This is a genomic window from Enterobacter cloacae complex sp. S3, from assembly GCF_014930495.1.
In the GTDB taxonomy this organism is placed as follows: domain Bacteria; phylum Pseudomonadota; class Gammaproteobacteria; order Enterobacterales; family Enterobacteriaceae; genus Enterobacter; species Enterobacter asburiae_B.
Window position 1 is genome coordinate 103,756 of record NZ_JADBRD010000010.1, and the last position, 23,943, is coordinate 127,698.

Below are 23,943 nucleotides of genomic sequence, written 5' to 3' on the forward strand. Positions count from 1 at the left end.
GTAAGCCCGGTAAGCGTAGCGCCACCGGGCAATTTAATTACACCCCGAACTCTTCCCGGTACGCACGTACCGCCGCCAGATGGTCCGCCATCTCAGGCTTCTCTTCCAGATACGCAATCAGGTCTTTCAGGGTAATAATCGACGTCACTTTGCAGCTGTAATCGCGTTCGACTTCCTGAATAGCGGAAATTTCACCGCGACCACGCTCCTGACGATCCAGAGAAATCAGCACGCCAGCAAGCGTCGCACCGTTGGCCTGAATAATCTCCATCGATTCACGGATCGCCGTACCCGCGGTAATCACGTCATCGACCAGCATGACGCGACCCTGCAGCGCGCTGCCGACCAGATTCCCGCCTTCGCCATGGGTTTTAGCTTCTTTGCGGTTAAAGCAGTACGGCACGTCGCGGTCATGGTGTTCCGCCAGCGCCACCGCGGTGGTGGTCGCAATCGGAATACCTTTATAGGCCGGGCCAAACAGCAGATCAAAATCAATCCCGGAATCCACCAGCGCTTCAGCATAGAAACGGCCTAACAGTGCCAGATCGCGCCCGGTATTAAACAGCCCGGCGTTGAAGAAATAGGGACTCTTACGCCCGGATTTCAGCGTAAATTCGCCAAACTTAAGTACCTGCTTGTTAAGCGCAAACTCAATAAACTGGCGCTGATACGATTTCATGGATTCGCTCCTTTGGTTTTTCTGTCTTACAGGCAAAAAAAAGGCGACTCATTGGTCGCCTTTAAAATCAATTTTCTAACGCCGCTTTCTGCGTCGTTACAATGGATTCGATTCCCCCTCGGGCCAACGCCAGCAGGGAGAGAAGCTCTTCGTGGGTGAACGGCTCGCCTTCCGCCGTGCCCTGCACCTCAATGATGCGACCATCTTCGGTCATCACCACGTTCATGTCGGTTTCGGCTGCGGAATCTTCAACGTATTCCAGATCGCAAAGCGCTTCGCCGTTAACGATACCGACAGAAACCGCCGCAACCATGCCTTTCATTGGGTTGGTTTTCAGCTTACCGGCCGCAACCAGCTTGTTCAGGGCATCGGCCAGCGCTACGCAGGCACCGGTAATGGACGCGGTACGCGTGCCACCGTCAGCCTGAATCACGTCGCAGTCCAGCGTGATGGTGAATTCGCCGAGGATTTTCAGGTCAACGGCGGCGCGCAGCGCACGCGCGATCAGACGCTGAATCTCCATGGTACGACCGCCCTGCTTACCCTTTGCCGCTTCACGGGCATTACGGGTATGGGTCGCACGCGGCAGCATGCCGTATTCTGCGGTGATCCAACCCTGGCCCTGACCTTTCAGGAAGCGCGGAACGCCTTCTTCGATGGAGGCGGTGCACAGCACTTTAGTGTCACCAAACTCAACCAGCACGGAGCCTTCAGCGTGTTTTGTATAGTTACGGGTCAGGGTGACGGGACGCACCTGGTTGGCGCTACGACCTGATGGACGCATGATGGATTCTCCGGCTTGAAACGAATGTGGCTGCGCATTATACGGATAAAGGACGCTTATTCCTATCCTGAGAAGCCCCCGAAAGCTATAATCCCCCCATCTCTCCTTTAAAAACGGGAATGTCTATGATCCGCAGTATGACCGCCTACGCCCGGCGTGAAATCAAGGGTAGCTGGGGTAGCGCCACATGGGAAATGCGCTCGGTAAACCAGCGTTACCTGGAAACGTATTTCCGTATGCCGGAGCAGTTCCGCAGCCTTGAGCCTGTCGTACGTGAACGTATCCGTACGCGTCTGACGCGCGGAAAAGTTGAATGTAACCTGCGCTTTGAGCCTGATGCGAGCGCACAGGGCGAGCTCATCCTCAACGAAAAACTGGCAAAACAGCTCGTGAATGCGGCGAACTGGGTCAAAATGCAGAGCGATGAAGGCGAAATCAACCCGGTTGATATTCTGCGCTGGCCTGGCGTCATGGCCGCCGGTGAGCAGGATCTGGACGCCATTGCCGCTGAAATCCTGGCAGCTCTCGACGGCACGCTGGACGACTTTATCGTTGCCCGCGAAACCGAAGGCCAGGCGCTGAAAGCGATGATTGAGCAGCGTCTTGAAGGCGTGAGCACCGAAGTTGCCAAAGTCCGCACCCATATGCCAGAAGTGCTGCAATGGCAGCGCGAGCGCCTTGTCGCCAAACTGGAAGAAGCGGAAGTTCAGCTGGAAAACACCCGCCTGGAACAAGAGCTGGTGCTGATGGCGCAGCGTATCGATGTCGCTGAAGAGCTGGACCGTCTGGAAGCGCACGTTAAAGAAACCTACAACATTCTGAAGAAAAAAGAAGCTGTGGGCCGCCGTCTGGACTTTATGATGCAGGAGTTCAACCGCGAGTCGAACACCCTGGCGTCTAAGTCGATCAATGCAGAAGTGACGAATTCAGCGATTGAGCTGAAAGTGCTGATTGAACAGATGCGCGAGCAGATCCAGAACATCGAGTAATGCTTTTCGGGTGGTGTCGACAGCACCACCCATTACTATTTCTAATCCATCTTAACGCCAATTTTGTCGCTTTACCGCCTTTCATCAAGCTTTCTCTATAGAACTTGATAAAAATTTATAGGGCAAACTGGCTCGCCTTAGAAAATCTCAATCGTGATCTTGCGCACAAATCGCTAACCTCCCCCGCGTTCACACCGGAGGGTATATGCTGCTTCACATCCTTTATCTCATTGGCATCACCGCAGAAGCCATGACCGGCGCGCTTGCCGCCGGACGTCGTCGTATGGATACCTTCGGCGTGATCATTATTGCTACGGCGACCGCGCTGGGCGGCGGTTCCGTGCGCGATATTCTGCTTGGCCATTACCCGCTCGGCTGGGTTAAACACCCTGAGTATGTGATTATTGTTGCGACGGCCGCCGTGTTAACCACCATCGTGGCGCCCGTTATGCCCCATCTTCGCCGCCTGTTCCTGGTGCTTGATGCGCTGGGGCTGATCGTCTTTTCGATAATCGGTGCGCAAATCGCGCTCGATATGGGGGAAGGACCGGTTATCGCCACCATTGCTGCCGTGGTCACGGGCGTATTCGGCGGTGTGCTGCGCGATATGTTCTGCAAACGCATCCCCCTGGTCTTTCAAAAAGAGCTGTATGCCGGCATCTCCTTTGCGGCAGCGGTGCTCTATATCGCCCTGCAGCATTACGTTTCAAACCATGATGTGGTGGTCATCTCAACGCTGCTGTTTGGCTTTACGGCCCGCATGCTGGCGCTGCGTCTGAAGCTCGGGCTGCCCGTTTTTCATTACAAACACAGCGCCCACTAGCTTCAGAACCCGTTGATGTGCTGTTCAGCGAGCCATTTCGCCAGCACATCAATCTGAGGCGCGTGAATCCAGTTAACGATTTGTCGCGCTTTCTCCTCTCCCGTTCCCGGCAGGGTCTGCCAGTCCTTAGCGTTGCGCCCGCTCATCTTTTGCCACGATATGTCTCCCATCGCCTTCAGCGAAGCCTGGGTCAATGGCACACCCATTGCCATGAGCCAGCGGATAAACGGCTTCTCGCGCACCAGATTAAATCGGTGCCAGAGCGCCAGCCCGCGTGCTGAGGAAAACCCCGGTGTAGCCTGCAGCTGCGCCTGCGTTAATAACAGCCATGAAAAGAGATGTTCAAAATGATGCGCCTGCCAGATGGCCCGCCATGATGACTCGCCTACTCCTTCAATATCAAGTACCTGCTTTGAACTGAGCCAGGTTAGCCGGGCAAAGAACTGCTCCATACACTCCGGCGAAGCATAGAAACAGCTAAGAGCATGATAGCGTGAGGCCGGAGGCTCTGGTTTATGTCTGTCCGTTCCGCGCCAGAGCACCTTATCAAACCGGGGGATACCCTGCCCGGCCAGGCTAATCTGTATCTGATCCCCCGGAGCAATATCCAGATTCTGCCAGCGCCCAACCGAGCCCAGACTCACCCGCTGCACCTGTTTATCATCCAGTTGCACGGGTTCCAGCGCTGCTACAACGGAAATTTTGCCCGTGCGCCCCACGGAAAAATGAATATCACTCACCTCAGCGACCTGGGCTGCGGGAGGATATTTCCACGCGACAACCCAGTGGCCTTCTCCCGGTAACCACTCTTCGCCCGCAGGTTCATCCTCCGAACGCACCACAATGCCATCCGTGGCAAAAGGTAATGCGGTCACGTGCCAGGCCGCGCGCTGCTTCTCGACGGCATCGACAGAATCGGCGGGTAGCGTGTACCGTGCCGACAACGGAAAACCGGCCTGAGACAGTTCAGCTAAAGATGTCCGCATATCTTTCGGTCCGTCCGGCCAGGCCCAGATGAATACGCCGATCTTGCTCAATAGCGCGTTATCCTTTTGCCGCATCATCGCCCCCGCCACCTTGGCGCGAGCGTTCATTCCGCCCAACTGGCTCTGAATGTGGTTGTCGCGTAACCAGTAAAGCTCGCCCTGCAAGACGCTATTCGCCAGCGCGCCGGTGATATTTTGCGGAACCGACGGGATTAAACGTACCTTCCCGGTCCAGTCTTCCCCTTTGAGGCCATCACCACGACTGATAGCCTGGGTTAACTTTCCGTTGCGATAGACCAGCGTTACCGCCACACCGTCAATTTTGGGCTGCAGCCACAGATGCTGTCGGACACGCATCCACTGTCTCAACTCCTCTTTGCTGGCCACTTTATGTACGCCCGTATGGGCAACAGGATGTTTTACGCTTCCCGCCAGCGCAGGGAGTTTCTCCTCTGAAGGCTCACTGCCAAAACAGCGCTGCCACTGCGTTAACCGCCCGTGAAGCTGGTCGTAAACCTCGTCGTTGATCTCGCTCACGCCCTGCTTCCAGTAGGCCTCATCCCAGCGTTTGATTTGGGCGCTTAACGACGCCATCTCTTTTTCTGCTTTTGCCTGCGACCACACCGGACACACCGCCACGCCATAGCCACACCACAACAGCATTAACCCGCTTATCCATCGCCACATCGCTACCCCTCCTATGCATTGCCGGAGGTATACCCGGATACCTGAAACAACGCTAACGGCAACGTTTCACAATGCGAGACGCTATCCGGTGTTTCTTTTGGTTGCTGAAAACCACAGATAAAACCTGAAAACGGCACGCAAAATTCAATAATCCAGGGGAAAAAGTGTGACAAAGGCTACGTCACACGGCGGTGACGTGTATAATAAGCCCGTATGTAGGACTTCTTCGTTAACACATACAAAAGACTCTCATGGCTCAAGGCACGCTTTATATTGTTTCTGCCCCTAGTGGCGCGGGTAAATCCAGCCTTATTCAGGCACTGTTAAAAACCCAACCGTTGTACGACACTCAGGTTTCTGTTTCTCACACCACGCGAGCGCCGCGTCCGGGTGAAGTGCACGGTGAACACTATTTCTTTGTGGATCACGACGAATTCAGAGCGATGATCGGCAGAGACGCGTTTCTTGAACACGCTGAAGTATTCGGTAATTACTACGGTACCTCGCGTGAAACCATTGAGCAGGTTCTGGCCACAGGCGTAAATGTGTTCCTGGATATCGACTGGCAGGGCGCACAGCAAATTCGCAAGAAAATGCCTGACTCGCGCAGTATCTTTATTTTACCGCCATCGAAAGATGAGCTGGATCGCCGCCTGCGTGGCCGCGGTCAGGACAGCGAAGAAGTCATCGCAAAGCGTATGGAACAGGCTGTTGCAGAAATGAGCCATTACGCGGAATATGATTACCTTATTGTGAATGATGATTTTGATGCCGCATTGAGCGATCTCAAAACCATTCTTCGTGCAGAACGTCTGCGTATGAGCCGCCAGAAGCAGCGACATGACGCATTAATCACCAAACTGTTGGCAGACTGAACCCACTTTCAGTATCATGCCCAGTCATTTCTTCACCTGTGGAGCATTTTAAGTATGGCACGCGTAACTGTTCAGGACGCTGTAGAGAAAATTGGTAACCGTTTTGACCTGGTGCTGGTCGCCGCGCGTCGCGCTCGTCAGATGCAGGTAGGCGGTAAAGATCCGCTGGTACCGGAAGAAAACGATAAAACCACCGTTATTGCACTTCGCGAAATCGAAGAAGGTCTGATCAACAACCAGATCCTCGACGTGCGTGAGCGCCAGGAGCAGCAAGAGCAGGAAGCCGCAGAACTGCAGGCCGTAACCGCTATTGCTGAAGGTCGTCGTTAATTAAACCTGCGGGTCGCCCTTGTATCTGTTTGAAAGCCTGAATCAACTGATTCAAACCTACCTGCCTGAAGACCAGATTAAGCGTCTTCAGCAGGCGTATCTCGTTGCACGTGACGCTCACGAGGGCCAGACACGTTCAAGCGGTGAACCCTATATCACGCACCCGGTAGCGGTGGCCTGTATTCTGGCCGAGATGAAACTCGACTACGAAACGCTGATGGCCGCTCTGCTGCATGACGTGATCGAAGATACCCCTGCCACTTATCAGGACATGGAACAGCTGTTTGGCAAAAGCGTTGCCGAACTGGTGGAAGGGGTCTCTAAGCTTGATAAGCTGAATTTCCGCGACAAGAAAGAGGCGCAAGCCGAAAACTTCCGCAAGATGATTATGGCGATGGTGCAGGATATCCGCGTTATTCTCATCAAACTCGCTGACCGTACCCACAACATGCGCACGCTGGGCTCACTTCGCCCGGATAAACGTCGCCGCATTGCCCGTGAAACCCTCGAAATCTACAGTCCGCTGGCGCACCGTTTAGGTATTCACCACATTAAAACCGAGCTGGAAGAGTTGGGTTTTGAAGCGTTGTACCCGAACCGCTATCGCGTGATTAAGGAGGTGGTGAAAGCCGCACGCGGTAACCGTAAAGAGATGATTCAAAAAATCCTCTCGGAAATTGAAGGGCGCTTACAGGAAGCGGGAATTCCGTGCCGCGTCAGCGGTCGCGAAAAACATTTGTACTCCATCTACTGCAAAATGGTGCTCAAAGAGCAGCGTTTTCACTCGATCATGGATATCTACGCCTTCCGCGTAATTGTCCACGACTCGGACACCTGCTATCGCGTGCTGGGGCAGATGCACAGCCTCTACAAACCGCGTCCGGGCCGCATGAAAGATTACATCGCCATTCCAAAAGCGAACGGCTATCAATCTTTGCACACCTCGATGATCGGGCCACATGGCGTACCTGTTGAGGTGCAAATTCGCACCGAAGACATGGACCAGATGGCAGAGATGGGTGTTGCCGCACACTGGGCGTATAAAGAGCACGGTGGCGAAAGCAGCACGACCGCACAAATCCGCGCCCAGCGCTGGATGCAAAGCCTGCTGGAGCTTCAGCAGAGTGCGGGTAGCTCGTTTGAATTTATCGAGAGCGTTAAATCCGATCTCTTCCCGGATGAGATTTACGTTTTCACCCCAGAAGGGCGCATTGTCGAACTGCCTGCGGGCGCAACGCCGGTCGACTTCGCTTACGCCGTGCATACCGATATCGGGCATGCCTGCGTCGGCGCGCGTGTCGACAGACAGCCTTATCCGCTGTCTCAACCGCTCTCCAGCGGCCAGACGGTAGAAATTATTACCGCACCGGGCGCACGTCCGAACGCGGCCTGGCTGAACTTTGTCGTGAGCTCCAAAGCACGCGCCAAAATTCGCCAGCTGCTGAAAAATCTCAAGCGCGATGATTCCGTCAGCCTGGGGCGTCGTCTGCTCAACCACGCGTTGGGCGGTAGCCGTAAGCTGGCTGAAATTCCGCAGGAGAACGTCCAGCGTGAGCTGGAGCGCATGAAGCTTGCGTCGCTTGACGACCTGCTGGCAGAGATTGGCCTCGGCAACGCCATGAGCGTGGTGGTGGCGAAGAATCTGCAGCAAGGCGACACGACAGCGGTGCCTGCAACCACGCAAAGCCACGGACACCTGCCGATTAAAGGCGCAGACGGGGTGCTGATCACCTTCGCAAAATGCTGTCGTCCAATTCCTGGCGACCCGATTATTGCGCATGTCAGCCCGGGTAAAGGGCTGGTTATCCACCACGAGTCCTGTCGTAACATTCGCGGCTACCAGAAAGAAGCCGAGAAGTTTATGGCGGTCGAGTGGGATAAAGAGACCGCGCAGGAATTTATCACCGAAATTAAGGTGGATATGTTCAACCATCAGGGTGCCCTGGCGAACCTGACGGCAGCGATCAACACGGCTTCATCCAACATTCAGAGCCTGAATACGGAAGAAAAAGATGGCCGCGTGTACAGCGCCTTTATTCGTCTGACCGCCCGCGACCGCGTGCATCTGGCGAATATTATGCGCAAAATCCGCGTCATGCCGGACGTGATTAAAGTCACCCGAAACCGAAACTAGGTTTATGAATTCACAACGTTATGCACGTATCTGCGAAATGCTCGCCAGGCGTCAGCCTGACCTGACGGTCTGCATGGAGCAGGTGCATAAACCTCATAACGTCTCTGCTATCGTCCGTACCGCAGATGCCGTCGGTGTGCATGAAGTGCACGCCGTCTGGCCGGACGGCCGTATGCGCAATACGGTCTCGGCGGCGGCAGGCAGCAACAGCTGGGTGTCTGTCAAAAATCATCACACCATTGGCGAAGCCGTATCGCACCTGAAAGGGCGCGGGATGCAGATCCTCGCCACTAACCTGTCCGCTAAAGCCGTAGATTTCCGCGAGATCGACTACACCCGCCCGACCTGCATTTTGATGGGTCAGGAGAAAACCGGGATCTCCCGGGAAGCGCTGGATCTGGCGGATCGTGACATCATCATTCCGATGATCGGCATGGTGCAGTCTTTGAACGTCTCCGTGGCGTCCGCGCTCATTCTGTATGAAGCGCAGCGCCAGCGTCAGAACGCCGGGATGTACGAGCGCAGCAACAGCATGCTGCCGGAAGAGGAACAGCAGCGCCTGCTGTTTGAAGGTGGTTATCCGGTGCTAGCTCGCGTTGCGAAGCAGAAAAAATTGCCTTACCCCCACGTCAACGCGCAGGGCGAAATTGAAGCCGATGCCGAGTGGTGGGCCACCATGCAGTACGCCGGGTAAGCGATGAAAGGCCGCCTGCTGGATGCCATCCCGCTTAACAGCCTGACGGGCGTGGGCGCGGCGCAAAGCAATAAGCTGGCAAAAATTGGCCTGCACACCGTGCAGGATCTCCTGCTTCACCTCCCCCTGCGTTACGAAGACCGCACCCAGCTCTACAAGATTGGCGATCTTCTTCCCGCCATTTACGCCACCGTTGAAGGCGAAGTCCTGAACTGCAACATCGCCTTCGGCGGACGCCGGATGATGACCTGCCAGATCAGCGACGGTACCGGCATTCTCACCATGCGTTTTTTCAACTTCAGCGCGGCGATGAAAAACAGCCTGGCGACGGGCCGCAGGGTGCTGGCTTATGGCGAAGCCAAACGCGGGAAATACGGCGCAGAGATGATCCACCCGGAGTACCGCGTGCAGGGCGATCTCAGCACGCCGGAAATGCAGGAGACGCTCACCCCGGTTTACCCGACAACCGAAGGCATCAAGCAGGCGACGCTGCGCAAGCTCACCGATCAGGCGCTGGAGCTGCTGGATACCTGCGCCATTACCGAGCTGCTGCCGCCCGAGCTGGCGCAGGGCATGATGAGCCTGCCCGAGGCGCTGCGCACCCTGCACCGCCCGCCGCCAACGCTGCAGCTCAGCGATTTAGAAAGCGGCAAACATCCCGCACAACAGCGTCTTATCCTTGAGGAATTACTGGCACATAACCTGAGCATGCTGGCGCTTCGCGCGGGCGCGCAGCGTTTCCACGCTCAGCCGTTAAGCCAGAACGATGCGCTCAAAGATAAGCTGCTGGCCTCGCTGCCGTTTAAACCCACCGGCGCGCAGGCGCGCGTCACCGCCGAGATTGAACGCGATATGGCGCTCGACGTGCCGATGATGCGTCTGGTGCAGGGCGACGTGGGCTCCGGTAAAACGCTGGTTGCCGCCCTGGCGGCCCTGCGCGCGATTGCTAATGGTAAACAGGTGGCGCTAATGGCGCCGACCGAGCTGCTGGCTGAACAGCACGCCAACAATTTCCGCGCCTGGTTTGCGCCACTCGGAATTGAAGTGGGCTGGCTTGCCGGGAAGCAAAAAGGCAAAGCGCGCCTTGCGCAACAGGAGGCTATTGCCAGCGGGCAGGTGCAGATGATTGTCGGCACGCACGCCATCTTCCAGGAGCAGGTGCAGTTTAACGGTCTTGCGCTGGTGATTATCGACGAGCAGCACCGCTTCGGCGTGCATCAGCGTCTGGCGCTCTGGGAGAAAGGGCTGCAGCAGGGCTTCCACCCGCATCAGCTGATCATGACCGCCACGCCGATCCCGCGCACCCTGGCGATGACCGCGTACGCCGATCTGGATACCTCCACCATCGACGAACTGCCGCCGGGCCGTACGCCGGTCACCACGGTCGCCATTCCCGACACGCGCCGCAGCGATATCATTGACCGCGTGCGCAACGCCTGCACCCAGGAAGGGCGTCAGGCCTACTGGGTCTGTACGCTGATTGAAGAGTCTGAACTGCTGGAAGCACAGGCTGCCGAAGCAACGTGGGAAGAGCTTAAGCTGGCGCTGCCCGAGCTGAACGTGGGTCTGGTTCACGGACGCATGAAGCCCACCGAAAAACAGGCGGTGATGCAGTCGTTCAAACAGGGTGATTTGCATCTGCTGATTGCCACCACGGTGATCGAAGTCGGCGTGGACGTCCCCAATTCCAGCCTGATGATCATCGAAAACCCGGAGCGTCTCGGCCTTGCCCAGCTCCACCAGCTGCGCGGGCGCGTCGGCCGCGGCGCGGTTGCGTCCCACTGCGTACTGCTCTACAAAGCCCCGCTTTCCAAAACCGCCCAGATGCGGTTGCAGGTGCTGCGCGACAGCAACGACGGTTTTGTGATTGCGCAAAAAGACCTGGAGATCCGCGGCCCGGGCGAACTGCTGGGCACGCGTCAGACGGGTAACGCGGAGTTCAAAGTAGCGGACTTGCTGCGCGATCAGGCCATGATCCCCGAGGTTCAGCGCCTCGCCCGCCATATTCATGAACGCTACCCCGAACAGGCGGCAGCGTTAATTGAGCGCTGGATGCCGGAAACCGAGCGGTATTCCAACGCCTGATCTCAGGCAAACATCGGCAGCATCAGGTACAGCTTGATCACCAGCGCGTTCACGATATCAATAAAGAACGCCCCAACCATCGGGACCACCAGAAACGCCATGTGCGATGGCCCGAACCGTTCGGTGATCGCCTGCATGTTGGCGATAGCCGTTGGAGTGGCCCCCAAACCAAACCCGCAGTGACCCGCCGCCAGCACCGCCGCATCGTAGTTTTTGCCCATCATACGCCAGGTCACGAACATGGCGTACAGCGCCATAAACAGCGCCTGTACCGCCAGAATCGCCACCATCGGCAGCGCCAGCGAGGCCAGCTCCCACAGCTTGAGGCTCATCAGCGCCATCGCCAGGAACAGCGACAGGCAGACGTTGCCGAGCACCGATACCGCCCGTTCAAACACGCGGTAGAAGCCCATCAGCGCCAGACCGTTGCTCAGGATCACCCCGATAAACAGCACGCAGACAAACGTCGGCAGTTCAAACGCGGAACCCGCCAGCCATTGCGCAACCACTTTGCCCACGGTCAGGCAGATGGCGATCGTCGCGATAGTTTCAATCAGCACCAGCGAGGTGATGCTGCGGCCAACGTCCGGCTTTTCGAAGGCGGTCGGCACCAGCTCATCGTCCGGCCTGCCGTTCGGCGTGGTAGAGTGCTTAACCAGATACCGCGCCACCGGACCGCCAATCAGGCCACCCAGCACCAGGCCAAAGGTCGCACAGGCCATCGCCACTTCCGTCGCGTTTTCAAACCCATAGCGCTCGATGAACAGCTTGCTCCACGCGGCCCCGGTTCCGTGACCGCCCGAAAGTGTAATCGACCCCGCCAGCAGTCCCATCAGCGGATCCAGCCCCAGCAGCGTTGCCATGCCGATGCCAATGGCGTTTTGCATCAGCAGCAGCCCCACCACCACAATCAGGAATACGCCGAGCACCTTACCGCCCGAGCGCAGGCTCGCCAGGTTGGCATTCAGGCCGATAGTGGCAAAGAAGGCCAGCATCAGCGGATCTTTCAGGGACATATCAAAATCGATTTCCCAGCCCATGCTTTTTTTCAGTAACAGCAGGGCCAGCGCCACCAGCAGGCCACCGGCGACAGGTTCAGGAATGGTGTATTTCTTCAGAAGGGAAACGCTATGTACCAGCTTGCGACCAAGCAGAAGAACCAGCGTTGCGGCAACAAGGGTCGACAACGTATCGAGATGAATCATAAAAGGCTCCTGTTATGCGCGTGTTCCATACACACGCGGCGTTATCCTGGGCCGGTTTGCGCTCTTCATGAGCCCCCGGCGCAAAAAGTGTAATTTTTTTTCCCCACGCGTTGTAGAAAACCTGCTCACAGCGGCAGATTTTCTTCCCTTTTTTTGCTGGCAATCGTTTGCTTTTACCAGGTGGTCAGATAAAATGCCCGCTTTTCCACCGTGGGATTGCCGCCGATGTCCGTTAACACCATAGAGTCGCCTGATGCGCAACCGATTGCGCAGAAGCAAAATAGCGAACTGATTTACCGCCTTGAGGATCGCCCGCCGCTGCCGCAAACGCTTTTCGCCGCCTGCCAGCATCTTCTGGCGATGTTTGTTGCGGTGATCACCCCGGCGCTGCTGATTTGCCAGGCGCTCGGCTTACCGGCGCAGGACACGCAGCACATTATCAGCATGTCTCTCTTCGCCTCCGGCGTGGCCTCGATTATTCAAATTAAAGCGTGGGGGCCAGTGGGGTCGGGATTATTATCGATTCAGGGCACCAGCTTTAACTTCGTGGCACCGCTGATCATGGGCGGTACGGCGCTGAAAACCGGCGGTGCGGATGTCCCAACCATGATGGCGGCGCTGTTCGGCACCCTGATGCTGGCCAGCTGCACGGAGATGGTCATCTCCCGCGTTCTGCATCTGGCTCGCCGCGTCATCACCCCGCTGGTTTCTGGCGTCGTCGTAATGATTATCGGCCTGTCGCTGATTCAGGTGGGCCTGACCTCCATTGGCGGCGGCTATGCCGCAATGAGCGACCACACCTTCGGCGCGCCGAAAAACCTGCTGCTGGCGGGTGTCGTGCTGGCGATCATTATTCTGCTTAACCGTCAGCGTAATCCTTACCTGCGCGTCGCCTCGCTGGTGATCGCCATGGCGGCGGGCTACCTGCTGGCGTGGGCGCTGGGCATGCTGCCGGAGAACACCGCGCCGACCAACAGCGCGCTGATCACTGTCCCCACGCCGCTGTACTACGGTCTGGGCATTGACTGGGGCCTGCTCCTGCCGCTGATGCTGGTCTTTATGATCACCTCTCTGGAAACCATCGGCGATATCACCGCTACCTCCGACGTCTCCGAGCAGCCGGTGTCCGGACCGCTGTACATGAAGCGTCTGAAAGGCGGCGTGCTGGCGAACGGCCTGAACTCGTTTGTCTCTGCGGTATTCAACACCTTCCCGAACTCCTGCTTCGGTCAAAACAACGGCGTGATCCAGCTGACCGGTGTGGCCAGCCGCTACGTCGGTTTTGTGGTGGCGCTGATGCTGATCGTTCTCGGCCTGTTCCCGGCGGTAAGCGGCTTTGTGCAGCACATTCCTGAGCCGGTGCTGGGCGGCGCAACGCTGGTGATGTTCGGGACCATCGCGGCCTCCGGCGTGCGTATCGTCTCCCGCGAGCCTCTGAACCGCCGCGCGATCATGATTATCGCCCTGTCGCTGGCCGTCGGTCTGGGTGTTTCCCAGCAGCCGCTGATCCTGCAGTTTGCGCCTGACTGGGTGAAAAACCTGCTCTCTTCCGGCATTGCCGCGGGCGGTATCACCGCTATCGTTCTGAACCTCGTTTTCCCGCCTGAAAAGAACTGATCCTCTTCACGGCAGGCAGCCAATGCCTGCCGTGACATCTAATTACACCATTCCCGCCTTGAGGATTGCGCATAAATCGTGCATAACTCCCTTATGTGCGTTTTGCGGGATGGAAGACCATGAAATTTATTGGAAAGCTCCTCATCTATCTTCTGGTAGCCCTGCTCATTGTGCTGCTGGCGTTCTACATTTTGCTCCAGACCCGCTGGGGCGCGTCTCAGGTCAGCAGCTGGGTGACGGTGAATACCGACTACGAACTCAGTTTCGACAAGATGAATCACCGCTTTTCGTCGCCTTCCCACATCATTCTGGAAAACGTCACCTTCGGTCGGGACGGTAAACCCGCCACGCTGGTAGCCAAAAAAGTCGATATCGGCCTGAGCAGCCGCCAGATAACCGATCCGCTGCATATGGACACCATCACCCTGTTCGATGGCACGCTGAATCTCTCGCCCCAGACGGCACCGCTGCCTTTCCAGGCGGATCGCCTGCAGCTGAACAACATGGCCTTTAACAGCCCGAATACTGAATGGGACTTGAGCGCGCAGAAGGTCACGGGCGGCGTCAGCCCGTGGCAGCCGGAAGCGGGCAACGTGCTGGGGAACAACGCGCAGATCCAGATGAGCGCGGGCTCGCTGACCCTGAACGGCGTACCGGCGACCAACGTGCTAATCGAGGGCCAGCTCAACGGCAAGGAAGTGGTGCTGAAAACGATTGGTGCCGACATGGCCCGTGGCTCGCTTACCGGCTCCACCCTGCGCAACGCCGACGGGAGCTGGATTATCGACACGATGCGCCTGAATGAAATTCGCCTGCAGAGCGATAAAACGCTGATGGCGTTCTTCGCGCCGCTGGCCTCCATCCCCTCTCTGCAGATTGGTCGTCTGGACGTGACCGACGCCCGGCTTCAGGGCCCGGACTGGGCGGTGACCGATCTCGATTTAAGCCTGCGCAACTTGACTCTCAGCAAAGGCGACTGGCAGAGCCAGGAAGGCCGGCTGTCCATGAACGCCAGCGAGTTTATCTACGGCTCGCTGCATCTTTTCGACCCGATCCTGAATGCGGAGTTTTCCCCGCAGGGCATGGCGCTGCGACAGTTCACCTCCCGCTGGGAAGGCGGCATGGTGCGCACGTCCGGTAACTGGCTGCGCGACGGTAAAGCGCTGGTGCTGGACGATGTTGCCATCGCCGGGCTGGAGTACACCCTGCCGCAGAACTGGAAAACGCTGTGGATGGAGCCTCTGCCGGAATGGCTGAACAGCGTCACGCTGCAAAAATTCGGCCTGAGCCGCAACCTGGTGATCGACATCGATCCCGCCTTCCCGTGGCAGATCACCTCTCTGGACGGCTACGGCGCAAACCTGCAGCTGGTGAAAGATCGCCAGTGGGGTATCTGGGGCGGCAGCGCAACCCTGAACGGCGCGGCGGCGACCTTTAACCGCGTGGACGTGCGCCGTCCGTCGCTGGCGCTGAATGCGAACGCCGCCACGGTGAACATTACCGACCTGAGCGCCTTTACCGAGAAAGGCATTCTGGAAGCCACGGCGACGGTTTCTCAGCTGCCGCAGCGACATACCACGGTGAGCCTGAACGGGCGCGGCGTGCCGCTCAACGTGCTGCAGCAGTGGGGCTGGCCTGCGCTGCCGATTACGGGCGACGGCAATATTCAGCTCACCGCCAGCGGCAGCGTGCAGGCCAGCGTACCGTTGAAACCAACGGTGAACGGCAAGCTGAACGCGGTGAATATGGATAAACAGCAGGTGCAGCAGACGATGACGGGCGGTGTGGTTTCAACACCACCCTCACCCCAGCCCTCTCCCTGAAAGGGAGAGGGAGTAAACCATTCCCTCGCCCCTTTGGGGAGAGGGTTAGGGTGAGGGGAATCAAAGGTGAACCACCACCTCATTCCCCTCCGCTTTCACCACCACACCCCATTCGCTACCTGCGTGTGAACCACCTTTTACGCCGCTCACCTTCTGTATGTTGCGCAAGCACACCGACCAGTTTTGTGCGTCTCCCGCGCCGGTAAAGGTCACGATGTCGCCCCGACGTGACGCCTTCAGCGTAAACGCCACGGAGCCGTCCGCCGCAGGTACTTCGCTCACCGCCGTTGCGCCATCGTCCAGGTTAAACAGCTGGAAGGCCGTCCCCGCGTTCCACGCGTAGTCCGGCTTCTGGTTATTGTTGCCCAGCGCCAGCAGGGTGTTGTCGCGCACGTAGACCGGCAGGCTCATGAAATCGTGCTGCTGCTTATGCCAGCGGCTGCCCTGAATTTCGTCGTTATGCCACAGATGCGTCCAGCGTCCTTCCGGCAGGTAGAACTGCACGTCGCCCGCCTCGGAGAACACCGGCGCGACCATCACCGCATCCCCCAGCATGTAGTGGCGGTCGAGGTAATCGCATGCCGGATCGTCCGGGAACTCCAGCATCATCGCCCGCAGCATCGGCGTGCCGAACTCGCGGGCCAGCGCCGCCTGACGATACAGGTACGGCATCAGCTGACACTTCTGCTGGGTGAAGTGGCGCACCACGTCGCAGGACTCGTCATCGTACGCCCACGGCACGCGATAGGATTTGCTGCCGTGCAGGCGGCTGTGGCTGGAGAACAGCCCGAACCCGCACCAGCGTTTGTAGACGTGCGCCGGGGCGGTGTTTTCGAATCCGCCGATATCGTGGCTCCAGAACCCGAAGCCGGACAGGCCAATCGACAGCCCCCCGCGCAGGCTTTCGGCCATCGACTCGTAGTTGGCGTAGCAGTCACCGCCCCAGTGCACCGGGAACTGCTGCGCCCCGACGGACGCCGAGCGGGCAAACAGCACCGCCTCTTCCTCCCCCACCGTCTCCTTCAGCACGTTCCACACCAGCTCGTTATAGATGTAGGCGTAGTGGTTGTGCATCTTCTGCGGATCGGACCCGTCGTACCACTGCACGTCCGTCGGGATACGCTCGCCGAAGTCGGTCTTAAAGCAGTCGACGCCGATATCCACCAGGCCTTTCAGCCTGTCGGCATACCACCGGCACGCGTCCGGGTTGGTGAAGTCGTAGATTGCCAGCCCCGGCTGCCATTTGTCCCACTGCCACAGGGAGCCGTCCGGGCGCCTGAGCAGGTAGCCCTTCTCTTTCAGCTCCCGGAAGATCGGGGATTTCTGGCCGATGTACGGGTTAATCCACACGCAGACCTTCAGGCCTTTCTCTTTCAGGCGGCGGATCATCCCTTCCGGATCCGGGAAGGTCACCGGGTCCCACTCGAAGTCGCACCACTGAAAGGCCTTCATCCAGAAGCAGTCGAAGTGGAAGACGTGCAGCGGCAGGTCACGCTCGGCCATGCCGTCGATAAAGCTGTTTACCGTCGCTTCGTCGTAGTTGGTGGTGAACGAGGTGGTGAGCCACAGGCCGAACGACCAGGCAGGCGGCAGCGCCGGACGCCCAGTGAACCGCGTATAGCGGTTCAGCACCTCTTTCGGCGTCGGGCCGTCGATCACGAAGTATTCGAGATATTCCCCTTCCACGCTGAACTGCACTTTGGAGACCTTCTCGGAGCCGACTTCAAACGAGACGTTCTCGGGATGATTCACCAGCACGCCGTAGCCGCGGTTGGTCAGGTAGAACGGGATGTTTTTGTAGGACTGCTCGGTGCTGGTGCCGCCGTCGCGGTTCCAGGTTTCGACCGTCTGGCCGTTGCGCACCAGCGCGGTAAAGCGCTCGCCCAGACCGTAGACCGTTTCCCCCACGCCCAGATCCAGACGTTCGAACACGTAATTGCGGTCGGTATTGCTGTCCTGCACGTAGCCGTTGTTTTTCAGCTGGCTGCCGGTAATGCGCTGGCCGTTGCGCAGGAAATCCAGCGCCCAGAACTCGCCTTTGGTGACGCGCACGCTGACGCTTCCGCTTTTCAGCTCGGCAAAGTCGGCGTTGTTTTCAATCTCTACCTTCACGTCTTTCAGAACGTTCAGCGGATAGTGCGGGCCGTTATTCAGCACGCCCTGGAAATGCTCGATGCGCACCCCGACAATCCCTTCCTGCGGGGAAAACAGGCGCACCGTGAACATCAACGTGTCGAGCTGCCAGGTGCGTTCGCGCACGTCGCGCGGCGCCACATACACCACAAGGTCGTTGCCCTGCTGCTCCACGTCGAACACCTGAACCGGATACGTCACGTTCAGGCCCGGTTGAATAAGCCAGTTTCCATCACTGATTTTCATGCTTGCGTCCTCTTAGTTCTGCAATTCTTTGCTGACCGGCAGGTTTTCAAACTCCTGCTGATTGCGGCGCGCCCCCTGCGCCAGCTCGCCCAGGATTTTGGTCAGGAAGGGGGTTTTCAGCGTGTAGTAGCGTTTAGCGATGATGGCGCTCAGCACGTAGCAGGCCGCCGGGGCCAGGGTAAACAGGCCGATAATGATGCTGATGGTCGCGCTGTTCTGGCTTTTGGCTGCCGCGTCGTAGCCGCCGCCAGCCAGCATCCAGCCGATCATTGCCCCGCCCAGCGCCAGGCCGAGCTTCAGCACGAACAGCGTGCCCGCAAAGCTGATGCCGGTCAGGCGTTTGCCGTTGGTCCATTCACCGTAGTCGACGGTATCGGACATCATCACCCACTGGATCGGCGTCACCAGCTGGTGCAGCACGCCGATGACGAAGATAAAGGCGAACATCAGCACGGTGGCGTGCATCGGCACGAAGAACATCGCCACGCTGACCACCGCCAGCGCGGCGTTGGTCCACCAGAAGATGCTGACCTTGCACTTCCAGTCGGTGAGCGGTTTCGCCAGCGCGGAGCCAATCAGGTTGCCGACGCAGTAGGTAGTGAGGAACGCGACGAACACCTCCGGCGAGCCCATGATCCAGGTGCAGTAGTACATCATCGCGCCGCCGCGCACGCAGACTGCGAGGATGTTGAGGATGGTGAGTACGCCGACGATGCGCCACTGGTCGTTGTGCCAGATGTCGCGCAGGTCTTCCCGCATGGAGGTGGTGCTCGGCGGCACCTGGATGCGCTCTTTGGTGGTGAAGAAGCAGAACGCCAGCATCAGGAACGCGACCACCGACAGCACGGCGATGCCGCCCTGGAAGCCGAACGCCTTATCGTCGCCGCCAATCAGGTTCACCAGCGGCATCATCAGCACCGTGGAGAGCATGCCGCCCGCCGTTGCCAGCACAAAGCGCCAGGACTGAAGGGAGATACGCTGCGTTGGGTCGTTGGTGATCACGCCGCCCAGCGCGCAGTAGGGGATATTGACCACGGTATAGAGCAGGGTCAGCAGGGTGTAGGTAACTGCGGCGTAAACCATTTTGCCGTTGAGGCTGAGGTCCGGCGTGGTGTAGGCCAGCACGCAGACGATGCCGAACGGGATGGCACCAAATAAAATCCACGGACGGAACTTGCCCCAGCGGCTGCGGGTGCGGTCAGCAATCAGACCCATGCACGGGTCGGAGATCGCATCCAACGCGCGCGCCAGCAGAAACATGGTGCCGACAAACCCGGCGGGAATGCCGAAAATATCGGTGTAGAAAAACATCATGTACAACATGACGTTATCAAAAATGATGTGGCTGGCGGCATCTCCCATGCCGTAGCCAATCTTCTCTTTTACTGACAATACTTCGCTCATCTTTTTTTATCCTTCACGCTGTAGGGGGCGCTGAGACCGGTTACAGAGTTTTAAACCATTGTTTCAGGAGCGGGTATTGCGTTTTCTGGTTAGCAGATTACGTTTCTTGTTTTTTGTGATCGCGGTAAATGTTGGAAGCACGAGGGGCTAACATGAGGATTTTCTTAGGAATTAACTGAAACAGGGGTGTACAGGTCAAAAGAGAGGTGAAAAAAGTGTGTCGGGGTATGTGGTAAATGCCTGAAAGTAGCTATAATGCGCCCCGCCTCCATGTAGCAATCGAGGCGCGGAAGATCGTCATCTCCGGTGAGGTGGCTGGACTTCAAATCCAGTTGGGGACGCCAGCGTTCCCGGGCAGGTTCGACTCCTGTGATCTTCCGCCAAAATGCCATCCCCTTTAATAAAAACTTTATTAATAAATAAATTCCCCACATCCCAGTCACCTTATGTGAACATGATCATTTATTCATTTAAATTCTGTAAGGTAAAGATGCTCGAACTATTAATGGGCATCTCATGAAAAATTTTTCTGGTCGCAAAGTTGATTAACATTCAACTATCCGATTATCCCGGATAGTTCACTAGTTAGGAAAACGCCAATTTTCAGAGAGATAGATCGCTATAATCTCGAAGCAATACACACCAGCATGAATAGAAAAAACGCTGGAAAGCGCCTCGCAATTTCTTAATTGCACGATCCCGTTTGATACCTCAACTTTGTCATACTCTTGCCACTAACAGCCTGGCTATCGATGACAGCCATTGCATTTATTAACTACAGCTTATATTCTTTTTTTATAAGCTACAGCTTATCATGGACGAAAGCATGTGGACGGTTCTGTTCGGTAAGGTATTCGAGCAATGGCTGCTTGAACAGGAAGAAGGATTACAGGATAAGGTACTGGCAGACCTGCTAAATCTGCAAAAATATGGGCCACGTCTTCCACGGCCCTATGCTGATACGGTTAAAGGCTCATGGTATAACCATATGAAAGAATTACGTATTCAATATGCTGGACGTCCGATACGTGCTTTCTTCGCATTTGATCCTGTCCGTCAGGCCATTGTGCTTTGCGCGGGCGATAAGAGTAACGACAAAGCCTTTTATGAAAAAATGATTCGCATCGCAGATACCGAATTTTCCTTCCATCTGACAAGCCTGGAGGCAACCAAGTGAAAACCTTAAATGAAGTGATTGCGTCACGTTCACCGGAAAGCCAACAACGTATTAAAGAGATGGCAGATGAAATGATCCTCGAGACGGGTCTGCAACTTTTACGTGAAGAGCTGAGACTTTCGCAAAAAAATGTTGCCGATTTGATGGGGGTGAGTCAGCCCGCAGTAACGCAGCTAGAGCAACGTGGAAATGAACTCAAAATTGCCACGCTTAAGCGCTACATTGAGGCAATGGGGGGGAAACTTCATATCGATATTGAACTTCCCACAGGAAAACGCGTTGCATTTCATATCTAAAAGTATGATTTCTGCGTTAAGTTAATATTCATTCACCCAACCGCATATGCAGCAACGGAAACGGATTCCCCTGCCCGTCCAGTTCTGAGCGCCCGACCTGCTCAAACCCCATATGGCGATAAAACGCGACGCCCTGCGGGTTCTGCTCATTCACGTCCACCTCGTTCGCGCCGAACTCTGTGATGGCGTGTTGCAGCAGCAATTTCCCGACGCCCTTTCCGCGGCTCGCGTCGTCAACAAACAGCATTTCAATACGGTTTTCATCCACGCCTAAAAAGCCGTGAATAACGCCTGCGTCATCGCGAGCGATCACGACCTTGAGGTTAGGCAGATAGGCGTTAAGCAATAGCGGGCGCAGCGCCGCAATATCGCTTTCCTGTAAAAAGTGATGGGTGGCGCGGACGGAGGATTCCCAGATCGCGACCAGACGTTCGAAGTGTGTGGGGAGTGCGGTTTCTATTTTCATGGGGGGATCATTATAGAGCGCAGAGATTAAATCAAGTATCCAGAAGCATGGAGGCAATAAAACGAAGACCTTAAATGAAGTTATAAACTCTCGTACATCTGAAAGTAGAGAGCGTATCAAGGAAATGGCCCGAAAGTTGGTTCAGGAAACCAGGCAAATGATAGATCATGGCAAGCAAGAATCATCACCTGGGAATGAGAACAGGAAAACGAGTCAATCCTTCATGACAGTTGTTCGGTTTAACCGAACAACTGAGGAACGGTAAATATTGTTGCGCCCTGCTCCCCCTCACCCTAGCCCTCTCCCTCAAGGGAGAGGGAACCGATTGTGCGGTTTGTCATCCCACACCGTTCGAGCTAAACCTTAATCTCCATCACCGCATACACCCCATCCTTCGGCACCACCACGGTGACGTTTTCCACCGGCACGCCCGCCGCGAGGTGGATATCCTGCAGCTGCTGTAACGACCTCGGGTAAATATCCTCCCAGCCGATACCCCGCAGCACAAAGTCAATTTGCGGGCTGCTGGTCAGCATATTCGACACAATCACCGCCCCGCCGGGCTTGACCAGCCGCAGCGCGCGCTGGAGAAAAATCACCGCATCGGCATCGTTGAAGTATTCGAAAATCCCCAGCGCGTCGACCAGTTCGGCCTGATGCTCGCCGAGCTCCAGCAGCAGGTCCTCGTTACGCACCAGCGTATGGAGCAGGTTGCGCCTGAGTAGCGTCAGCTGTTCGCCCACCACAATCCCTTCCTGCGCCGCCATGGTTTCGGCCCAGCTGAGCGCCACCGGGTCTTTGTCCACCAGCGTGAGATACACCCGCTGGCCCTCAAGCTTTGCTTCGCGCAGTGCCTCCAGCACCGGAATGGCGGCACCGCTTGCGAGGCTAACCCAGTTATTTTCACTTTCGTTGTGAATGTACTTATCCACCAGCGCGGCCAGCACCCTGGCGCGGGATCGCACGCCAACCGCATCGTTAGCGTGGATAAACCACTGGCGGCTGTCGCTGTCCATTTTCGTGCCGTCGGGCAGGCGGTCCTCCAGCGGGTTTTGCACCACAAACAGCGCCAGCGCGGAGGGCACCAGCCGGGTGCGCCACGCGGTGAGCGCCGGGCGGTTGCGGAAGGCCTGTTCGGAATAGCGGTTCTGCGGGACGAGCACGGCCTGCCCCCCTTCGTCGTATTCTACCCTCGGAGGCCGGAGCGCTGGCTCGGCTTTCAGGGCGCGGTCAAGGGAGGCGATTTCACGGGCAGCGTCGTCTTTCATCGGCCACTGGTCGCTGACGTCGGGAAATGACGCGCTGAAAATCGTCATATTTTCCGGTGCATCGCCGCGAAAAGGCTGCCAGTTCATGTCGTCTTCCCTCCGTTAGGCTTTTAACGGAAGTCTATCCAGGCGAGCCAGTAATACCCTACGAAGAAAGCACGAAATAGGTGCATCAGTTCTGCGACGTGCGCCATACCCCCGGCGTGCAGCCGTACTCGGTCTGAAAATGACGAATAAAATGGGCGCAGTCGCTAAACCGCATCCGTCGCGCAATATCCGTCACGCTTTGCTGAGAGTTTTTCAGCAGCCAGCAGGCATAGCGCAGCCTGGCGCTGCGAATAAATTCCCGCGCCGTTTTGCCAAACTCGGCGTGAAACAGGCGGTTAAGCTGGCGTTCGCTCAGCTTAACGTCCTGCGCGAGCCTGGCGGCGTTCAGCGGGTGAGTCAGATACTGTTCGACGATCGTCACCGCCCTGCGCAGCCGTGAATCAGGGATCATGGCGATATTCGCGGGCCGCGGCGTGGCGGCGTCATGCGGAGGAAGGGACAGCCGCCGGGAGGTGGTGGCCGCAATGTCGTCTCCCCCGTGGGCGCGGATCAGCGCCGTTACCAGGGTGAGCGTTGAGATCCCGCCCGGGCAGGTCAGCACATCGCCTTCGTCGATAAAATCGAGGCCTTGCTCAGCATAAACCTGCGGAAAGCGTTGCGTGAAAACGTCATGGTGATGAGGATGAATCGAGGCGCGGCGCTCGTTCAGTAAGCCTTCCTCCGCCAGAATAAAGCTGCCGGTACCAATACCAATCAGAGGAACGTTGTTGTGATAAGCCTCCGTGAGAAACGCTCTGTCGCCACGGTGTCCCTGGTGAAGATGCTCCAGACCTCCGCCGATCGCCGCAATGTAGTCGAAGTCGCCGGGCGGCGCATGGGCGGCCTCAGGCCGCACGCTGAGCCCTGAGCTGCTCACTATCGGTAAGTCGGGATAAGTGCTTATCAGGCTGAGTTTAAAGCGTATTTTCTGGCTACGCTTCTGGACGCTGGATGCAATACGTAACGCCTCTATTAATCCTGAATATGCGAAAAGCGAGAAATGGGGCCACAGGAGTAAACCCATATGCAGGGATTTATTCCGTGCAGGCGTCATTCTGACGCTATCATCAATTATATTTTTCATTAACTTGCCGAAGAATAATTACATTATCGCAACATTATTGTCGCTGTTATATTTTCCTAAGATAGGTCCTG

20 protein-coding genes and 1 tRNA gene are annotated in these 23,943 nt (G+C 57.0%); 12 read left to right on the forward strand and 9 right to left on the reverse strand.

Annotated features, from left to right (window positions below; translation table 11 throughout):
- Positions 1-37: 37 nt before the first annotated feature.
- Together pyrE and rph are read right to left on the reverse strand one after the other, a co-directional pair.
- Complete coding sequence (pyrE, locus tag IM317_RS05735; RefSeq protein WP_010426430.1) at positions 38-679, reverse strand: orotate phosphoribosyltransferase; 642 nt, start codon at positions 677-679, stop codon at positions 38-40.
- A 67-nt stretch (positions 680-746) separates the two neighbouring features.
- Positions 747-1,463 (reverse strand): ribonuclease PH, encoded by a 717-nt coding sequence (gene rph / locus IM317_RS05740; RefSeq protein ID WP_010426431.1) that lies wholly within the window; start codon positions 1,461-1,463, stop codon positions 747-749.
- A 125-nt stretch (positions 1,464-1,588) separates the two neighbouring features.
- Here rph and IM317_RS05745 point away from each other — a divergent pair, with 125 nt between their 5' ends.
- Positions 1,589-2,452, forward strand: coding sequence for a YicC/YloC family endoribonuclease (locus IM317_RS05745; RefSeq protein WP_023309886.1), 864 nt, complete (start codon positions 1,589-1,591; stop codon positions 2,450-2,452).
- A 205-nt stretch (positions 2,453-2,657) separates the two neighbouring features.
- A complete protein-coding gene (locus IM317_RS05750) occupies positions 2,658-3,275 on the forward strand; it encodes a trimeric intracellular cation channel family protein (RefSeq protein WP_023334014.1) in 618 nt (205 codons plus the stop codon).
- Between the two features lie 2 nt (positions 3,276-3,277).
- Here the strand turns inward: IM317_RS05750 and ligB are convergent, their stop codons facing one another.
- On the reverse strand, positions 3,278-4,948 hold the full coding sequence (ligB, locus tag IM317_RS05755) for an NAD-dependent DNA ligase LigB (RefSeq protein ID WP_033147051.1): 1,671 nt from the start codon (positions 4,946-4,948) through the stop codon (positions 3,278-3,280).
- 251 nt (positions 4,949-5,199) lie between these two features.
- On the opposite strand from ligB, the gene gmk reads away from it, so the two are divergent.
- Genes gmk through recG form a run of 5 tightly spaced genes read left to right on the forward strand, consistent with a single transcriptional unit; the run spans position 5,200 to position 11,066 of the window.
- On the forward strand, positions 5,200-5,823 hold the full coding sequence (gmk, locus tag IM317_RS05760) for a guanylate kinase (protein WP_010426438.1): 624 nt from the start codon (positions 5,200-5,202) through the stop codon (positions 5,821-5,823).
- Between the two features lie 54 nt (positions 5,824-5,877).
- Complete coding sequence (gene rpoZ / locus IM317_RS05765; RefSeq protein ID WP_000135058.1) at positions 5,878-6,153, forward strand: DNA-directed RNA polymerase subunit omega; 276 nt, start codon at positions 5,878-5,880, stop codon at positions 6,151-6,153.
- Positions 6,154-6,172: 19 nt separating this feature from the next.
- Positions 6,173-8,287 carry a bifunctional GTP diphosphokinase/guanosine-3',5'-bis pyrophosphate 3'-pyrophosphohydrolase gene (gene spoT / locus IM317_RS05770; RefSeq protein ID WP_023309883.1) on the forward strand — a complete coding sequence of 705 codons (2,115 nt, stop codon included), beginning with the start codon at positions 6,173-6,175 and terminating at the stop codon, positions 8,285-8,287.
- Between the two features lie 4 nt (positions 8,288-8,291).
- Positions 8,292-8,981, forward strand: a complete 690-nt coding sequence (gene trmH, locus IM317_RS05775) for a tRNA (guanosine(18)-2'-O)-methyltransferase TrmH (protein ID WP_033147052.1) — start codon at positions 8,292-8,294, stop codon at positions 8,979-8,981.
- A gap of 3 nt (positions 8,982-8,984) precedes the next feature.
- On the forward strand, positions 8,985-11,066 hold the full coding sequence (gene recG, locus IM317_RS05780) for an ATP-dependent DNA helicase RecG (RefSeq protein ID WP_033147053.1): 2,082 nt from the start codon (positions 8,985-8,987) through the stop codon (positions 11,064-11,066).
- A gap of 2 nt (positions 11,067-11,068) precedes the next feature.
- Here recG and gltS read toward each other — a convergent pair whose 3' ends face one another.
- The gene (gene gltS, locus IM317_RS05785; protein ID WP_033147054.1) at positions 11,069-12,271 is read right to left on the reverse strand and encodes a sodium/glutamate symporter; all 1,203 of its coding nucleotides are present in this window, start codon (positions 12,269-12,271) and stop codon (positions 11,069-11,071) included.
- A gap of 225 nt (positions 12,272-12,496) precedes the next feature.
- Between gltS and xanP the strand changes: the two genes are divergently transcribed.
- Both xanP and IM317_RS05795 read left to right on the forward strand, forming a co-directional pair.
- Positions 12,497-13,888 (forward strand): xanthine/proton symporter XanP, encoded by a 1,392-nt coding sequence (xanP, locus tag IM317_RS05790; protein WP_014881972.1) that lies wholly within the window; start codon positions 12,497-12,499, stop codon positions 13,886-13,888.
- A gap of 119 nt (positions 13,889-14,007) precedes the next feature.
- On the forward strand, positions 14,008-15,711 hold the full coding sequence (locus IM317_RS05795; protein ID WP_033147055.1) for an AsmA family protein: 1,704 nt from the start codon (positions 14,008-14,010) through the stop codon (positions 15,709-15,711).
- Between the two features lie 60 nt (positions 15,712-15,771).
- Here IM317_RS05795 and yicI read toward each other — a convergent pair whose 3' ends face one another.
- Together yicI and IM317_RS05805 are read right to left on the reverse strand one after the other, a co-directional pair.
- Positions 15,772-18,090, reverse strand: a complete 2,319-nt coding sequence (yicI, locus tag IM317_RS05800; RefSeq protein ID WP_033147056.1) for an alpha-xylosidase — start codon at positions 18,088-18,090, stop codon at positions 15,772-15,774.
- A 12-nt stretch (positions 18,091-18,102) separates the two neighbouring features.
- On the reverse strand, positions 18,103-19,494 hold the full coding sequence (locus IM317_RS05805; protein WP_033147057.1) for a glycoside-pentoside-hexuronide family transporter: 1,392 nt from the start codon (positions 19,492-19,494) through the stop codon (positions 18,103-18,105).
- A 288-nt stretch (positions 19,495-19,782) separates the two neighbouring features.
- Here IM317_RS05805 and IM317_RS05810 point away from each other — a divergent pair.
- The 3 genes from IM317_RS05810 (at position 19,783) to IM317_RS05820 (ending at position 20,967) form a co-directional block, all read left to right on the forward strand.
- A tRNA-Sec gene (locus IM317_RS05810) sits at positions 19,783-19,877 on the forward strand.
- A 443-nt stretch (positions 19,878-20,320) separates the two neighbouring features.
- Positions 20,321-20,671, forward strand: coding sequence for a type II toxin-antitoxin system RelE/ParE family toxin (locus tag IM317_RS05815; RefSeq protein WP_033147058.1), 351 nt, complete (start codon positions 20,321-20,323; stop codon positions 20,669-20,671).
- Positions 20,668-20,967 carry a helix-turn-helix domain-containing protein gene (locus IM317_RS05820; protein ID WP_023309874.1) on the forward strand — a complete coding sequence of 100 codons (300 nt, stop codon included), beginning with the start codon at positions 20,668-20,670 and terminating at the stop codon, positions 20,965-20,967. The genes IM317_RS05815 and IM317_RS05820 overlap by 4 nt, the downstream gene beginning before the upstream one ends.
- 28 nt (positions 20,968-20,995) lie before the next feature.
- On the opposite strand, the gene IM317_RS05825 is transcribed toward IM317_RS05820, so the two are convergent.
- From IM317_RS05825 to IM317_RS05835, 3 genes are all read right to left on the reverse strand, one after another.
- On the reverse strand, positions 20,996-21,433 hold the full coding sequence (locus tag IM317_RS05825) for an acetyltransferase (protein WP_033147059.1): 438 nt from the start codon (positions 21,431-21,433) through the stop codon (positions 20,996-20,998).
- 356 nt (positions 21,434-21,789) lie between these two features.
- Positions 21,790-22,788 carry a class I SAM-dependent methyltransferase gene (locus IM317_RS05830; RefSeq protein ID WP_033147060.1) on the reverse strand — a complete coding sequence of 333 codons (999 nt, stop codon included), beginning with the start codon at positions 22,786-22,788 and terminating at the stop codon, positions 21,790-21,792.
- 85 nt (positions 22,789-22,873) lie between these two features.
- Positions 22,874-23,812: a GlxA family transcriptional regulator gene (locus IM317_RS05835; protein WP_047059676.1), complete on the reverse strand. Its 939-nt coding sequence runs from the start codon at positions 23,810-23,812 to the stop codon at positions 22,874-22,876.
- Positions 23,813-23,943: the final 131 nt, after the last annotated feature.

Bases quoted from the DNA above. Each gene is read 5' to 3' on its own strand.
- pyrE (WP_010426430.1), bottom strand. From the start codon at position 679: ATGAAATCGTATCAGCGCCAGTTTATTGAGTTTGCGCTTAACAAGCAG.
- rph (WP_010426431.1), bottom strand. From the start codon at position 1,463: ATGCGTCCATCAGGTCGTAGCGCCAACCAGGTGCGTCCCGTCACCCTG.
- IM317_RS05745 (WP_023309886.1), top strand. From the start codon at position 1,589: ATGATCCGCAGTATGACCGCCTACGCCCGGCGTGAAATCAAGGGTAGC.
- IM317_RS05750 (WP_023334014.1), top strand. From the start codon at position 2,658: ATGCTGCTTCACATCCTTTATCTCATTGGCATCACCGCAGAAGCCATG.
- ligB (WP_033147051.1), bottom strand. From the start codon at position 4,948: ATGTGGCGATGGATAAGCGGGTTAATGCTGTTGTGGTGTGGCTATGGC.
- gmk (WP_010426438.1), top strand. From the start codon at position 5,200: ATGGCTCAAGGCACGCTTTATATTGTTTCTGCCCCTAGTGGCGCGGGT.
- rpoZ (WP_000135058.1), top strand. From the start codon at position 5,878: ATGGCACGCGTAACTGTTCAGGACGCTGTAGAGAAAATTGGTAACCGT.
- trmH (WP_033147052.1), top strand. From the start codon at position 8,292: ATGAATTCACAACGTTATGCACGTATCTGCGAAATGCTCGCCAGGCGT.
- recG (WP_033147053.1), top strand. From the start codon at position 8,985: ATGAAAGGCCGCCTGCTGGATGCCATCCCGCTTAACAGCCTGACGGGC.
- gltS (WP_033147054.1), bottom strand. From the start codon at position 12,271: ATGATTCATCTCGATACGTTGTCGACCCTTGTTGCCGCAACGCTGGTT.
- xanP (WP_014881972.1), top strand. From the start codon at position 12,497: ATGTCCGTTAACACCATAGAGTCGCCTGATGCGCAACCGATTGCGCAG.
- IM317_RS05795 (WP_033147055.1), top strand. From the start codon at position 14,008: ATGAAATTTATTGGAAAGCTCCTCATCTATCTTCTGGTAGCCCTGCTC.
- yicI (WP_033147056.1), bottom strand. From the start codon at position 18,090: ATGAAAATCAGTGATGGAAACTGGCTTATTCAACCGGGCCTGAACGTG.
- IM317_RS05805 (WP_033147057.1), bottom strand. From the start codon at position 19,494: ATGAGCGAAGTATTGTCAGTAAAAGAGAAGATTGGCTACGGCATGGGA.
- IM317_RS05815 (WP_033147058.1), top strand. From the start codon at position 20,321: ATGTGGACGGTTCTGTTCGGTAAGGTATTCGAGCAATGGCTGCTTGAA.
- IM317_RS05825 (WP_033147059.1), bottom strand. From the start codon at position 21,433: ATGAAAATAGAAACCGCACTCCCCACACACTTCGAACGTCTGGTCGCG.
- IM317_RS05830 (WP_033147060.1), bottom strand. From the start codon at position 22,788: ATGAACTGGCAGCCTTTTCGCGGCGATGCACCGGAAAATATGACGATT.
- IM317_RS05835 (WP_047059676.1), bottom strand. From the start codon at position 23,812: ATGGGTTTACTCCTGTGGCCCCATTTCTCGCTTTTCGCATATTCAGGA.